Below are 13750 nucleotides of genomic sequence, written 5' to 3'. Positions count from 1 at the left end.
CGCTTAGATCAGCAAAACGCCGTTCGTGGCGGGCTTTGAACCTCGCCTGGCGTATCTGCGAGCGCAGACTCAGGGACCGAAGATCACGAGCTCGGTGAACGTCAGATCTCCAGGTGTGGGTGGTCTGGGACCCTTGAAGTATTTCAGCCCCTTGTTGGGGCGGTACCATCCCACCAAACCTGGAATCGGCTCCTTGGCGTCGACAAAGCAAACCAGGATTCCGCTTCGCAAGAGAAAGCGCCCCATGGCACCGGCGCAGCGGCTCAAATCCGCGAGCGAGCGGCAATAGATGACCTGATGGCACCGGATAAGACCGTGCAACATTCGGCGCGGCATCAACACCAGGGGGAACGCTGCTCCGTCGCAGATGCAGATCAACGACAGGCACCCCAGCGCGGCGTGTTCCGAGAGTATGTATCTCTCACTCTCGGACAGCATCGCCAGTTCCGGAAGATCGGGACGCACTTCGACCACGCGACATGACCGCGGCGCCGAACTTAAAGCCGGCAAGAAGGTAAATTGTCCGCTGGAGAAGAGCCGAAAGCCGAGCGCCCGGTTGGCTTTCAATGTCGCTTGCGCCGGCGAAATGTTCGTGTAGGTCACGTCCTTCCGCTTGAGAACCGCCGCAACCAACATGGCGCCATAGGAACGGAATTCTGCGTCGACTGACCAGCTCGAAAGATTGCAGCGGATTTCCTCGCTCTCCGACCCCTGGTAGCGCGCATAAAGGGTGAGCACAACGCCGACGATCCGATCGGCATGCTCCAAAGCAAAGCCATATTGTGGGAACTCGGCAACCGCAGGCCGCTTCGACAAACGGGTCAGAGCCCGGATCCAGTAACTTCGGTTACGCGCCGGAAAGCCCCTGCACAGACAATCGACCACTCCCTCCCAGTCGGTTTCGCGAATTGGTCTACAGCGAAGACCGGGCGGGAGAGCGCCAAGTACGGCCAAAATTCAACTCCAGAAGACGATTTTACTTACATGTGCCTAATGCGCCCAACATATCAGCGCGCAACGATTAATAGTCCGTGCGGGTTTTAAAAACGATTTTCCACACTCAGCACAAACAGCTCGCCATGACGCTGCTCACCGTCCTGGATCGCGCCGAAAGGTGCGGCCGCCACGGTTGACTTGACGTTGAATGCGGCTTTACAGGAATGGAGCGCGAACCGATCGGGGAACGTCCTGGTGCCAATCCGGTACCGACAGCTCGAACCCGCTCCTCTCGCGATATCCTAAGTGATTGAAAAATCACCCTGGAGGGATGGCCGAGCGGTTTAAGGCACCGGTCTTGAAAACCGGCGTGGGTGCAAGCCCACCGTGGGTTCGAATCCCACTCCCTCCGCCAGTGACGCTCTTTGTCCTGAAAGCAATCTCCCGGGCTTGCGTCGAGATGGCCGGGACGCGAGCGAGCCCCCGATCGGATTGATTTTTGCGCCGAAATATGGTGCTTCTCCCGCCCATGAATAGGTTATTTTTTGCGGTCATCGCATGGATGGCGCTGCCTTGGCCGGCCAGCGCGATGGACAGCGCATTGCGCGCCGGCCTGCTGAAACTCGATCCGCAAACCCGGCTGGAGCAGCGATGCGACGCCGAAATTCTCGACCGGATTACCCGCGACGACCACAAATACAAAGCCGATCGTGTCGTCGCCTACGCTTTTGCGACGCCCGAAATGGGCGCCGATGCGATCAGGAGCCCGGGTGCTGCGTTTCGCAGCAAGGGACAATGGTACCGGCTGAAATTCAAATGCGAGACAGCGCCGGACCATATGGAAGTCCTGCAGCTCCGCTACCGGATCGGTGATGAAATTCCGGAAAGCGACTGGCCCAAATACAATCTCTATAACTAGGCATTCGCGACCTGTGGCCGCATTTTGCAGGTGTTTCGGGCCGATAGTCGCAAACTCTGTATATTGCCGACCTTGTTCTAACCAGTCCCTTGACGTGCGGGAACCATACACGTTAGGCCCTCCAGGCATTCGACGCAAACGGTCGGCCAACCAGCAAGGGACTTCCAGTCGATGGAAATTTTCACTGCCGCGGGCTTCTCTGCCCTGCTCCAGGTCATCGCCATCGACCTCGTGCTTGCAGGCGATAACGCCATCGTCATCGGCCTGGCCGCAGCGGGCTTGCCGGTCGAGCAGCGCAAGAGAGCGATTCTCATCGGCGTGGTGGCGGCAACGGTGCTGCGCATCGGTTTTGCCGCGATCACCGTCACCCTGCTGCAGATTGTCGGCCTGCTGCTGGCCGGCGGCATCTTGCTGCTGTGGGTGTGCTGGAAGATGTATCGCGAGCTGCGCACGTCGCATGCCGACGAGGTGGAGGCGACGGAAGCGCTGTCCAATTCCGATATCAACAGCGATGATATGGTGGCCGGCAAGGCGCGTAAGAAGACCTTGGGTCAGGCGGCATTGCAGATCGTCATCGCCGACGTGTCGATGTCGCTCGACAACGTGCTGGCGGTCGCCGGCGCAGCGCGCGATCACTTCCAGGTGCTGGTGATCGGCCTCGTCCTGTCGATCGCGCTGATGGGCCTTGCCGCGAGCTTTATCGCCAAGCTGCTGCACCGCCATCGCTGGATCGCCTATATCGGCCTTTTGATCATCTTATATGTCGCACTCGATATGATCTATCGAGGCGCGGTGGAAGTCTTGCCGCATGTCAGCAATGCGGTGAGCTGACGCATCGACTCGAATTCGCATCGGCCGCGACTTCGATTTCGGCGAGCGTTCGGCGATGCCGGCGGTTGCGTTTCGCCGCAGCCGCTGCCCATACCAATGCGGCAACAACTGTGGTACTGCGCCGCCAATCCTGAATCCGGAAAAGCTTGATGTCCGCCCCTCGCGTCAGTTTCGTCAGCCTTGGATGCCCGAAAGCCCTTGTGGATTCCGAGCGCATCATCACGCGCTTGCGGGCCGAAGGCTACGAGATCGCCCGCAAGCACGACGGTGCCGACCTTGTCGTCGTCAACACCTGTGGCTTTCTCGATTCAGCCCGCGACGAATCGCTCAGCGCTATCGGCTCGGCACTTTCGGAGAACGGCAGGGTTATCGTCACCGGCTGCCTCGGCGCCGAGCCGGACGTCATTCGTGAAAGACACCCCAACGTCCTCGCCATCACTGGTCCACAAGCCTATGAAAGCGTTATGGCGGCAGTGCATGAGGCAGCACCGCCGAGCCACGATCCCTACGTCGACCTTTTGCCGCCGCAAGGGGTCAAGCTCACGCCGCGCCACTATGCGTATCTCAAGATTTCGGAAGGCTGCAACAACCGCTGCACCTTCTGCATCATCCCGGCGCTGCGTGGCGACCTCGTATCGCGGCCGGCCGCCGACGTGTTGCGCGAAGCCGAGAAGCTGGCCAAGGCCGGGGTCAAGGAGATCCTCGTCATCTCGCAGGATACCAGCGCCTACGGCATCGATATCAAATACCAGACCAGCATGTTCGGCGACCGCGAAGTGCGGGCGAAGTTCCTCGATCTATCGGAAGAACTGGGCAAGCTCGGTGTCTGGGTGCGCATGCACTATGTCTATCCCTACCCGCATGTCGCAGACGTCATCCCCCTGATGGCCGAAGGTAAGATTCTTCCCTATCTCGACATTCCGTTCCAGCATGCCTCGCCGCAGGTGCTGAAGAACATGCGCCGGCCCGCTCATGGCGAAAAGACGCTCGAGCGCATTCGCAGCTGGCGCGACGTCTGCCCGGACCTTGCCATCCGCTCCACCTTCATCGTCGGGTTCCCTGGCGAGACGGACGACGATTTCGAGATGCTGCTCGACTGGCTGGACGAGGCGAAGATCGGCCGCGCCGGCTGTTTCAAATACGAGCCGGTCAGAGGCGCCCGCTCCAACGAGCTCGGCCTCGAGCAGGTGCCGCAGGAGATCAAGGAAGCCCGCTGGCACCGCTTCATGCAGCGCCAGCAGAAGATTTCGGCAACGCAGCTCACCAGGAAAATTGGCAAGCGACTGCCGGTCCTGATCGACGAGGCGCATGGCAATTCGGCCAAGGGCCGGACCAAATACGACGCGCCCGAAATCGACGGCTCGGTCCATATCCAGTCGCGGCGGCCCTTGCGCGCCGGCGACATCGTCACGGTCAAGATCGATCGCGCCGACGCTTACGACCTCTACGGCTCGGCGGTCTGAGATCACTCAGTCCGAAATGAAAGGGCGCTCGCGGCGCTCTTTCGTTCGGTGTGCTTCCGGTTGCCTACTGCGGCAGCTTGTCGTCGACGCCCTTCACGTAGAAATTCATGCCGAGCAACGTGGCGTCGTCGGCGACCTCGCCCTCCTTCAGCCAAGGTGTGCCGTCCTGCTTGGCGATCGGCCCGGTAAAGGGGTTCCAGCCGTCGGCGATCTTCTTGGTGGTGGCTTCGGCCATCGCCTTGACGTCGTCGGGCATGTTGGTGAACGGCGCCAGCTTGACGGCGCCGTCCTTGATGCCGAGCCATACATTGTCGGGCTTCCAGGTGCCGTCGAGTGCCGCTTGGACCCGGCTGATGTAGTACGGGCCCCATTCGTCGGTCAGTGCGGTCAGCTGCGCGTGCGGTGCGAACTTGATCATATCGGAGGACTGGCCGAAGCCGTGCAGCTTGCGCTCCTCCGCCACCTGCAACGCAGCGGTCGAGTCGGTGTGCTGGACGATGATGTCGGCACCTTGGTCGAACAATGCCTTGGCGGCGTCGGCTTCCTTGCCCGGATCGAACCAGGAGTTCACCCAGACGATTTTGGCTTTGAAGTTCGGATTGATCGACTGTGCGCCTAGCATGAAGGAATTAATACCCATCACCACTTCCGGGATCGGGAAGGAAACGATGTAGCCGGCGACACCCGACTTCGATTGCTTGGCGGCGATCTGGCCAAGTACGTAGCGGCCTTCATAGAAACGCGCATTGTAGATGCCGAGATTTTTGGCGGTCTTGTAGCCAGTGGCGTGCTCGAACATCACCTTGGGGAATTTTTTGGCGATCTTCACTTCCGGGTCCATGAAGCCGAAGGATGTGCCGAAAATGATCTTGCATCCCTCGCGCGCCAGGCGCTCGAAGGCGCGGTCGGCATCGGGGCCTTCGGAGACGTTTTCGAGATAGGCGGTCTCGACCTTGTCGCCGAGTGCCTTTTCCACCTCGAGGCGGCCCTGGTCGTGCTGGTAGGAGTAGCCGAAATCGCCGATCGGGCCGGTATAGACCCAGCATGCCTTCAGCTTGTCCGCCGCCTCGGCTGAGGCCGCCAGCGACAATGCGGCCGTTGTCGCCAGCAGGGCAATAAGCAGTTTTTTCATTGTGTTACCTCTCTGAGTTAAGCCTTGGAGCTTCCGTCTTTTTGTTGTCAACGATCCGGAACGAATGGCTGGCCCAAGGAGGCCGGCGTGTTCATCATCGTCAAACGCTTGTTGCGCGAGATTAGAACGAGAACCACGACGGTTGCCAGATAGGGCAGCGAAGAAAGCAGTTGCGAGGGGACCGGAATGCCGAATGCCTGTGCATGAAGCTGGCCAATCCAGACCGCGCCGAAAATATAGGCGCCGGCCAGCACCCGCCACGGCCGCCAGGAAGCGAAGACGACCAGAGCCAGCGCGATCCAGCCGCGGCCGGCGGTCATGTTCTCCACCCATTGCGGCGTGTAGACCAGCGATAGGTGGCCGCCGGCGAGGCCGGCACAAGCGCCGCCGAAAATCACTGAGAGATAACGGTAGCGGATGACATGGATACCAAGCGCATGGGCGGATGCATGGCTGTCGCCGATCGAGCGCAGCGTGAGCCCGGTGCGGGTTCTGAACAGGAACCACATCACGGCAGCGGTAAGCGCGATCGAGATGTAGAAGATTGGATCCTGGCCGAACAGCAGCCTGCCGACGACCGGGATTGCGGTCAGGCCGGGAATGTCGAGGTTTGGCAGCCTCTCGCCAGGCTGGCCGACAAAATTCGTCCCCATCATGCCGGAAAGCCCGAGGCCGAGCAGTGTCAGCGACAGGCCGGTTGCCACCTGGTTGGTGGCCAGCGACAGCGTCATGACGGCGAACAGAAGCGAGAACACTGCCCCCATGGTGATTGCCGCCAACAGCCCTATCCAAGGCGAGCCGGTGAGATAGCCGGCGCCGAAACCGCCGACCGCACCCATGATCATCATTCCTTCGACGCCGAGATTGAGCACACCCGAACGTTCGACCACCAGTTCGCCGATCGCCGCGATCAGCAGCGGCGTCGCCGCCGTCGCGATGGTCAAGAGGATGTTGACGGTGACGTCCATCAGCGGGCTCCCTCCAGCTTCGGCGCTGCCTCGAGCTTCGGCGCGGAAAAGCCGATCAGGCGAATGCGGTAATGGATGAGCGTGTCGCAGCCGAGCACGAAGAACAAAAGCATGCCCTGGAACACGCGCGCCACCTTGTCGGAGATGCCGAGCGCGCTTTGCACTGCCTCGCCGCCCAGATAAGTCAGCGCCAGCACAAGGCCTGCGGCGACGATGCCGAGCGGATTGAGCCGGCCGAGGAATGCCACGATGATAGCGGTAAATCCGTAGCCGGGCGAGATCACCGGCTGCAATTGTCCGATGGCTCCCGAGACCTCCGAAATCCCGGCAAGTCCGGCCAGTGCGCCCGACAGCAGGAAGGCAAAGAAGACCATACGGTTAAGGCCAAACCCGGCGAAGCGCCCTGCCCTCGGGCTTGAGCCGAGCACGCGGACCTCGAAGCCTTTCAGCATACGACTCATCAGGATCCAGATCAGTATCGCCGCGACCAACGCGAAGACAAATCCCCAGTTTGCCCGGCCGGATTCCGGGAGGAGTTCCGGCAGTATGGCCGAGTCGTTGAACTGGATGGTTTGCGGGAAACCGTGGCCCTGCGGATCGCGCCACGGCCCGCGTACGAGCCAATCGAGGAAGAGCTGGGCGACATAGACCAGCATCAGGCTGGTCAGGATCTCGTTGGTGTTGAAGCGCGTCTTCAGCAGGGCCGGGATTGCAGCATAGGCAGCCCCACCGACCATGCCGAAAAGAAGCATCAGCGGCAGCACCAATGGGCCTTCGAACTGCGGAAACAGCACAGGGAAGATCGAGCCGACAATGCCGCCAAGGATGAACTGACCTTCGGCGCCGATGTTCCAGATGTTGGCTTTGTAGCAGACCGACAGTCCGACCGCGATCAGGATCAGGGGGGCGGCCTTGATCGCCAGCTCATGCAACTGCCAGACCTGGCTGATCGGTTCGATGAAGTAGATGCGGAACGCAGTCAACGGGTTGACGCCGAGCAGCGCGAACATGATGGCACCGGCTATGATCGTCAAAACGAAAGCGATGAAAGGCGAGAGTGCCGAAAACAGCATCGAGCGCTGCGGGCGTTTTACAAGTTCGAGGCGCATCAAGCCGTCTCCAGCGTATGTTCGGCATGACCGGGTTCGGCGCCGCCCATCAGCAGCCCGATTTTCTCGAATGTCGCTTCAACTATCGGCAGCGGCTTCGACAGTTCGCCATTGTGCATAACCGTGATCGCATCGGAAATCTCGAACAGCTCGTCGAGATCCTGGCTGATCACCAGCACCGCCGAGCCGCTGCGCGCCAGTTCGATCAGCGCCTGGCGGATGCGGGCCGCCGCACCCGCGTCGACCCCCCAGGTCGGCTGATTGACCACCAAGACGCTTGGTCGGCGGTCGAGTTCGCGGCCGACGATGAATTTCTGCAGATTGCCGCCCGAAAGGGCCGCAGCCTCCGGATCCGGCGCGCTCTTGCGCACGTCCATCGCCTTTATGATGCGCTGGGCAGCGATATAGATCGCATCGCTCTTGACCATTCCACCGGCGCCGACAAACATCTTGCCGTCGGTGGCGTGGCGCGACAGAAGCAGGTTTTCCGAAAGCTTCATGCGCGGTGCTGCGCCGTGGCCGAGCCGCTCTTCCGGAACGAAGGCAGCGCCCATCAGGCGCCTGCCGGTGATGGCGAGGCCGCCGGCATCCTTGCCGCGGATGCGGACCGAGCCGGTATCCTCCTGCAGCACCTCGCCGGAAACGGATTCGAAGAATTCACCCTGGCCGTTGCCGGCCACACCGGCAATGCCGATCACCTCGCCGGCCCGGACTTCAAGATTGATGTTCCTGAGCGAGATCGAGAACGGGGTCGCCGGCTTGCGGGTGAGTTCGCGGATTTGAAGCAGCACCGGCGCGGTCTCGATACCCTCGGCCGGCGCCCGCACCACGGCCTGGACCTCGTTGCCGACCATCATCCGCGCCAACGAAGACGCGGTTTCCTGGCGCGGATTGCAATGGCCGACCACCTTGCCGTGACGCAGCACGGTGGCGCGGTCGCAGATGCGTTTGACTTCTTCCAGCCGGTGCGAAATGTAGAGGATGGACTTTCCTTCCGAACGCAGCCGTTCGAGCGTCTCGAACAACTTATCGGCCTCCTGCGGCGTCAGCACCGAAGTTGGCTCGTCGAGGATGATGAGTTGCGGCGTCTGCAGGAGGCAGCGGATGATTTCGATACGCTGGCGCTCGCCGACCGACAGATCACCGACCAGCGATAGCGGATCGAGAGGCAGGCCATAACTGTAGGAGAGCGCCCTCGCCTTGGCCGCGATCGTGCTGATCGGCGAGCCGTCATCCAGCGACAGCGCGATGTTCTCCGCCGCCGTCAGCGCTTCGAACAGGGAAAAATGCTGGAAAACCATGCCGATGCCGAGCTTTTTTGCGGTGCCTGGGCTGGTGATCCTGACCGCCTGGCCATTCCAGAAAATCTCGCCAGAATTCGGTTCCAGCGATCCAAACAACATTTTCACCAGCGTCGACTTGCCGGCGCCGTTCTCGCCAAGCAACGCATGGATCTCGCCCTTGGCGATGTTGAGATCGACATGGTCGCAGGCTGTCAGCGTGCCGAATATCTTTGTGAGGCCGCGAACCTCAAGCAGGTTTGCGCCGTCCTGATCTGCACTCACGGTGCCTCCATCTGGTTTGCCAGACATGTTCTGTGTTCCCGCAAGCATCGTATGCGCGCCCTGCTCTCTACGGTAAGCGCCTCACGACTTGAAAGAGCTTCAAGAATTTCAGCGGAAACTCAAGCGGTAAAGAGCAGTTCGCAAGAACGGCGGCGTCGGCGGGCCGAAATGCGGGCGCTCAAGGGATAAGTATCGTTGTCCCGGTTGTCCTGCGCCCTTCGAGATCGGAATGCGCCTTGCCGGCCTCGCTGAGCGCGTAACGCTGGTTGATCTTGATCTTGACGGCGCCGCTGAGCACCACGTCGAACAATGCGGCGGCGGAAGCCTCGAGGTCTTCGCGCCTGGCATTGTAGACGAACAGCGTCGGCCGCGTTGCGAACAGCGAGCCCTTCTGCGCCAGCAACGAGATGCTGAAGGGCGGGATCGGCCCAGACGATTGACCGAAGCTGACGAACGTGCCGAGCGGCCGCAGGCAATCGAGCGAGGCTGGAAACGTGTCGTTGCCAACCGAATCATAGACGACGTCGCATTTCTTGCCACCAGTGATGGCGGCAACGCCGGCGACGAAATCCTGCTCGCGATAGTTGATCACGTGGTCGAAGCCATGCGCCTTCGCGAGTTCGATCTTGTCGGTCGAGCTCGCGGTGCCGATCACCGTCGCGCCGAGATGCTTGGCCCATTGACCGAGGATCAGCCCGACACCGCCGGCCGCCGCATGAAACAGGATCGTGTCGCCGGCTTTCACCTTGAATGTACGGCGCAACAGATATTCGGCCGTCATGCCCTTTAGCATCATCGCCGCGGCCTGTTCGTCGCTGATGCCGTCCGGCACCTTCACCACTCGGTCGGCAGCGATCACGCGCTGCTCGGCATAGGCGCCGGTGGTCACGGCATAGGCGACGCGATCGCCGGGTTTGAGCCAGTCGACATCCGAGCCGACCTTCAAGACCACGCCGGCCGCCTCGCCGCCGGGGATCAGCGGAAATCCGCCCTGCGGCGGATAGAGGCCCGAGCGATAATAGACGTCGATGAAATTGAGACCGATCGCGCTGTGCTTGACCAGGATCTGTCCCGAGCCTGGCTGCCCGGGATCGGCGTCCTCATAGGTCAGGACCTCCGGACCGCCATGGGCATGGATGCGGATCGTTTTGGACATTTTCAGGCTCTCTTGGGATCAGGCTTTCTTGTCCGGCTTGGCGCCGAGATTTGGAAAGAACTGCATGATAGCGCCGATGCAGGCGAGGTAAAGCCCGGTGACCGTAATCCCGATCTTGATGAAATCGCTGACCTGCTCGCCCAGCACGCCGATCTGGTCGTAGAAGGAGGCAAGTGCCGCCTGCGCCAGCGCCAGCGCGCCGAAAGCGCACCAAAGCAGCGTCATGCCGAGATTGATTGGCCGCAGCCGCTTCACCCGCACCGGATGGATGAAATTGATCGGCACGAAGGTGAGAATGCCGGCCACCACGACCACGGCGAAGGAAACCCATTGTCCTGGTTCGATGACGAACAGCGTGAACACCACCATGTTCCAGACGACCGGAAAGCCTTTGAAGAAATTCTCCTTCGTCTTCATGCCGGTATCGGCATAGTAGATCGCGCTCGACACCACGATTATCGCCGCAGACAGGAACGACAGGCGCTCGCCCATGAAGCCGCGCTGATAGAGCGCGAAGGCCGGAATCAACACGTAGGTCACGTAGTCGATGATGTTGTCGAGCAGTTCGCCCGACCATGTCGGCAGGATTTCCTTGACGTCGAGCTTCCTGGCGATCGGCCCGTCGATGCCGTCGACGAAAAGCGCCAGGCCCAGCCACCAGAACATCGCCGTCCAGCGCTGCTCGCTTGCCGCCACCAGCGACAGAAACGCCAGGAATGAGCCCGACGCGGTCAAGAGATGGACCGAGAACGCCCGCGCCTGAGGCCATGTGACTTTCTTCTTCGGCCGCGGAATCCGGTCGGCGATTTTCCTGGCCGTCGTCTTCTTGCTCACGGGCCCCGCCAATCCAGCTTGCAGATTTCGGCCGAGCGGCCAGCAAAGTTCCAGTTGCGGCCAAAGGCCCGCATCTTGCTCTTGTCGGATTTGGCGACGATGATTTCCGGCGCAATCCAGTATTCCGAATTGCTGATGACCGTATCCTTGTCGCGATCCTTGCCGGTGATCGGCGTCACCGCACCATCGATAATCTTCGGTATCTGGAAGATACGTGTTTTCTCACGCGTCTCGTAGGTGATCGGCACCTGCTCGACGCCGAGGAACTGTCCGACCAGGATGGAGAGCAGCGATGTGGTTCCACCGGCCTTGCCGGTGAAAATCTTCGTCAGTCCCTTCACAGCGTAAACCGAGGCGCGCTTGTCGATGAAAAGGCCGGCCGTCCAGTTGCCGCGGCTCATATAGCCGGGGATTTCCATGATCAGCCCAAGATTGAGACCGGACAGGTCGACCTCGCCGAAATGGCCGGCATCGATGCGGAACCCCGCCCAGGTTTGGCAATAGCCTTCCGTAGGCGGATGGTTGCCGAGCGACAGAACGCAAGGGCAAAAAACCGTGCAATTGCAGGAGAGGACGAGTTCTCCCTTCATTGCCCAGTTTTGGTCTGTCATCGAATTGTCCCCCTCATGTCGAGACTACTAGTAGCGCTGCTGCCCAGACAAGCAGTATCGCACCGGCCAGCCGCGTCGGCAGATTGCCTGCCGTCTGCTTTTCGACCAGGCTGAACAAGCCGATCAGCGCCATCCAGAACACGTTCATCACACCGACGGCAAACATTACCAGCATTAGAGCCCAGCAGCATCCAAGGCACCACAGGCCCTGCTTCATGCCGAGCCGCAAAATGCGAATAGGCCTGGCGCTCCAGTTGGCGAACAGGATCGAGAACGGATTTCTGCACTTGTCCAGACAGACTTCCTTCAGCCGGCTGAACTGATAGAGACCAGCGATCGACAGCGCGCCTGCCCCGGCAATTCCAACCAGCGGATCGAGCATCTGCCCGGATGAGGCGAATGCATGGATTGCGAACGTCAGGGCAGCGAACATTGCCGAGGCGACAAGCCAGACGCTCAAATATCCAGCGACCAGGGTCAGCGGATGGACGGCCGGCTCCCTCTTGATCCGGGCGGTATCCGCGATCTCGCAATAGGTGCGAATCATCGGCGCCGCGGAGGGCAGCATGGTCGCGATGGCCATCAACAGCCACATCGCGGTGAGTGCCCCGCCTTGCGCGCCTAGGCTTGCGCGAAGCGGCGCCGGCGCAAGGCAGAGGGCGAAGAAACGCGCAAGGAAATCCGGCAACGGCAGTAGCGGCAGGTATTCCAGCACGGCGTCGCCGGGTACATCGGCGCCCGGGAGCCGGCTCACCGCCCCCCGAACTGCCATTGCGCCGAGAAGGAAGCCAGGCAAGGGCAACGCCCATGCCGGCAACAACGCTCACGGTCAGTCGAGGGCTGCGCGCAACGCTCGCCATCGCGCGGCCGGTACCGTCGAGGTGGCTGAAATTGTCTTGTTGGCCGGTCATGGCAACCGAATGGGCCGAATCGCCGCGTTGATCAAGCCGCATCACCTGACCTATATGGACCAGCAGGTCGGACAGACCTCACCTCGCAATCCGGAAGCCGAATTTGAACCATCGGGAAACAGCACGGATACTGGTCGCCGGCAGCGGTCCTGCGGGGCTGATCGCGGCGCTTGGCTTTGCCGAGGCGGGCTTTCCCGTGACGCTCGTCGGACCCGACGCAGCCGGCCCCGACGGCCGGACGACAGCCTTGATGAACCCTGCCCTAGAGATGTTCGAACGGCTAGGGATCTTCGACGGAATCAGGCCGCACGCAGCGCCGCTCAAGGTGATGCGTATCGTTGACGCAACCAACCGGTTGATCCGCAGCCCGACAGTGACCTTTCGCGCCAGCGAGATCAACGAAGAGCAATTCGGGCTGAACTTGCCCAACAGCGTTCTCAACCGCACGCTAGCCGAGGCTGTCGCGCATTCGGGTATCGAATGGCGAAAGTCGATGGTGGAGGCATGGCGCCTCGATGCCGACCATGCCCATGCCGTTCTCGCCGACGGTAGCGAGGTTGAGGCATCGTTGGCAGTTGCCGCCGATGGCCGTCAATCGCCGGCCCGCGAGGCAGCCGGCATCCGGACCTCGGTCCGATCCTTTCCGCAGGCGGCGCTGGTGCTCAATTTCGGTCACCGCAGCGACCATGCTTTCACCTCGACCGAATTCCACACCGAAACCGGTCCGTTCACACAGGTTCCCCTGCCCGGCAACCGGTCCAGCCTTGTCTGGGTGCTCGAACCCGAAATCGCCAAGGATCTTGCAGCACTCGACGAGGCCGAGCTTTCGACGCGGGTCGAACAGCGGATGCAATCGATGCTGGGCCGCGTGTCGGTTGAGCCCGGCCGGCAGGTCTACCCACTTTCAGCGGTAAGCCCGTGGCGGTTTGCGCATCGCCGCGTGGCACTTGTCGGTGAAGCCGCCCACGTGTTTCCCCCAATCGGCGCGCAAGGGCTTAATCTCGGCATCCGGGACATTGACGACCTGATTGGTACCGCAAGCAGAAACCGCTCGGACCCGGGCGCCGCCCAGGCGCTTGCAGCCTATGATTTCAAGCGGCGGCCGGACATTCTGGCGCGCAGCAGCGCGGTCAACCTGCTGAACATGTCGTTGCTTTCCGACATGCTGCCGGCCCAGCTGATGCGCAGTGCTGGTCTTGGCGCGCTTGAGGGGTTTGCGCCGTTGCGGGCGTTTTTCATGCGCGAGGGTCTTCGACCCGGCAGCGGTTTTGCGGCGTTTTTTGGCGGATTGCGAAAAGCGGCCGCGCGATAGCGA

General features: G+C 61.3%; 13 protein-coding genes and 1 tRNA gene. 5 read left to right on the top strand and 9 right to left on the bottom strand.

Annotation, left to right across the window (positions count from 1 at the left end; translation table 11 throughout):
- Positions 1-69 precede the first annotated feature (69 nt).
- The gene (locus NKJ12_RS16650; protein WP_352507395.1) at positions 70-816 is read right to left on the bottom strand and encodes a hypothetical protein; all 747 of its coding nucleotides are present in this window, start codon (positions 814-816) and stop codon (positions 70-72) included.
- A 445-nt stretch (positions 817-1261) separates the two neighbouring features.
- Here NKJ12_RS16650 and NKJ12_RS16645 point away from each other — a divergent pair.
- The 4 genes from NKJ12_RS16645 to rimO all read left to right on the top strand — a co-directional run bounded on the left by NKJ12_RS16645 (position 1262) and on the right by rimO (position 4149).
- Positions 1262-1351 (top strand) — tRNA-Ser (locus NKJ12_RS16645).
- Positions 1352-1447: 96 nt separating this feature from the next.
- The gene (locus NKJ12_RS16640; protein WP_352703956.1) at positions 1448-1855 is read left to right on the top strand and encodes a DUF930 domain-containing protein; all 408 of its coding nucleotides are present in this window, start codon (positions 1448-1450) and stop codon (positions 1853-1855) included.
- Between the two features lie 171 nt (positions 1856-2026).
- Positions 2027-2686, top strand: a complete 660-nt coding sequence (locus NKJ12_RS16635; protein WP_352703954.1) for a TerC family protein — start codon at positions 2027-2029, stop codon at positions 2684-2686.
- Between the two features lie 149 nt (positions 2687-2835).
- Positions 2836-4149, top strand: a complete 1314-nt coding sequence (gene rimO, locus NKJ12_RS16630; protein ID WP_352703951.1) for a 30S ribosomal protein S12 methylthiotransferase RimO — start codon at positions 2836-2838, stop codon at positions 4147-4149.
- A gap of 64 nt (positions 4150-4213) precedes the next feature.
- On the opposite strand, the gene NKJ12_RS16625 is transcribed toward rimO, so the two are convergent.
- The 8 genes from NKJ12_RS16625 to NKJ12_RS16590 all read right to left on the bottom strand — a co-directional run bounded on the left by NKJ12_RS16625 (position 4214) and on the right by NKJ12_RS16590 (position 12278).
- Positions 4214-5281 carry a BMP family ABC transporter substrate-binding protein gene (locus NKJ12_RS16625; RefSeq protein ID WP_352508441.1) on the bottom strand — a complete coding sequence of 356 codons (1068 nt, stop codon included), beginning with the start codon at positions 5279-5281 and terminating at the stop codon, positions 4214-4216.
- A 47-nt stretch (positions 5282-5328) separates the two neighbouring features.
- A complete protein-coding gene (locus tag NKJ12_RS16620) occupies positions 5329-6249 on the bottom strand; it encodes an ABC transporter permease (RefSeq protein ID WP_352508440.1) in 921 nt (306 codons plus the stop codon).
- Positions 6249-7361, bottom strand: a complete 1113-nt coding sequence (locus NKJ12_RS16615; protein ID WP_352478850.1) for an ABC transporter permease — start codon at positions 7359-7361, stop codon at positions 6249-6251. Before NKJ12_RS16615 ends, NKJ12_RS16620 begins: the two co-directional genes overlap by 1 nt.
- Complete coding sequence (locus NKJ12_RS16610; protein WP_502905713.1) at positions 7358-8950, bottom strand: ABC transporter ATP-binding protein; 1593 nt, start codon at positions 8948-8950, stop codon at positions 7358-7360. The genes NKJ12_RS16615 and NKJ12_RS16610 overlap by 4 nt, the downstream gene beginning before the upstream one ends.
- Before the next feature lie 151 nt (positions 8951-9101).
- The gene (locus tag NKJ12_RS16605; protein WP_352703947.1) at positions 9102-10079 is read right to left on the bottom strand and encodes a quinone oxidoreductase family protein; all 978 of its coding nucleotides are present in this window, start codon (positions 10077-10079) and stop codon (positions 9102-9104) included.
- An 18-nt stretch (positions 10080-10097) separates the two neighbouring features.
- Positions 10098-10874, bottom strand: coding sequence for a phosphatidylcholine synthase (gene pcsA / locus NKJ12_RS16600; RefSeq protein ID WP_502893794.1), 777 nt, complete (start codon positions 10872-10874; stop codon positions 10098-10100).
- 35 nt (positions 10875-10909) lie between these two features.
- Entirely contained in the window at positions 10910-11524 is a 615-nt protein-coding gene (locus NKJ12_RS16595) for a DUF1326 domain-containing protein (RefSeq protein WP_352703944.1), read from the bottom strand.
- A gap of 13 nt (positions 11525-11537) precedes the next feature.
- Positions 11538-12278, bottom strand: a complete 741-nt coding sequence (locus NKJ12_RS16590) for a DUF2182 domain-containing protein (RefSeq protein ID WP_352703942.1) — start codon at positions 12276-12278, stop codon at positions 11538-11540.
- A gap of 260 nt (positions 12279-12538) precedes the next feature.
- Here NKJ12_RS16590 and NKJ12_RS16585 point away from each other — a divergent pair, with 260 nt between their 5' ends.
- Positions 12539-13747, top strand: coding sequence for a UbiH/UbiF family hydroxylase (locus NKJ12_RS16585; protein WP_352703939.1), 1209 nt, complete (start codon positions 12539-12541; stop codon positions 13745-13747).
- The last annotated feature ends 3 nt before the right edge of the window (positions 13748-13750 follow it).

It is taken from the genome of Mesorhizobium sp. M0195 (genome assembly GCF_040322115.1).
Lineage (GTDB): Bacteria > Pseudomonadota > Alphaproteobacteria > Rhizobiales > Rhizobiaceae > Mesorhizobium.
The sequence above is the reverse complement of the archived record's forward strand: the minus strand, read 5'-3'. Positions and strand labels throughout refer to the sequence as shown.

Bases quoted from the DNA above. Each gene is read 5' to 3' on its own strand.
- NKJ12_RS16635 (WP_352703954.1), top strand. From the start codon at position 2,027: ATGGAAATTTTCACTGCCGCGGGCTTCTCTGCCCTGCTCCAGGTCATC.
- NKJ12_RS16625 (WP_352508441.1), bottom strand. From the start codon at position 5,281: ATGAAAAAACTGCTTATTGCCCTGCTGGCGACAACGGCCGCATTGTCG.
- NKJ12_RS16605 (WP_352703947.1), bottom strand. From the start codon at position 10,079: ATGTCCAAAACGATCCGCATCCATGCCCATGGCGGTCCGGAGGTCCTG.
- NKJ12_RS16610 (WP_502905713.1), bottom strand. From the start codon at position 8,950: ATGTCTGGCAAACCAGATGGAGGCACCGTGAGTGCAGATCAGGACGGC.
- NKJ12_RS16620 (WP_352508440.1), bottom strand. From the start codon at position 6,249: ATGGACGTCACCGTCAACATCCTCTTGACCATCGCGACGGCGGCGACG.
- NKJ12_RS16640 (WP_352703956.1), top strand. From the start codon at position 1,448: ATGGTGCTTCTCCCGCCCATGAATAGGTTATTTTTTGCGGTCATCGCA.
- rimO (WP_352703951.1), top strand. From the start codon at position 2,836: ATGTCCGCCCCTCGCGTCAGTTTCGTCAGCCTTGGATGCCCGAAAGCC.
- NKJ12_RS16595 (WP_352703944.1), bottom strand. From the start codon at position 11,524: ATGACAGACCAAAACTGGGCAATGAAGGGAGAACTCGTCCTCTCCTGC.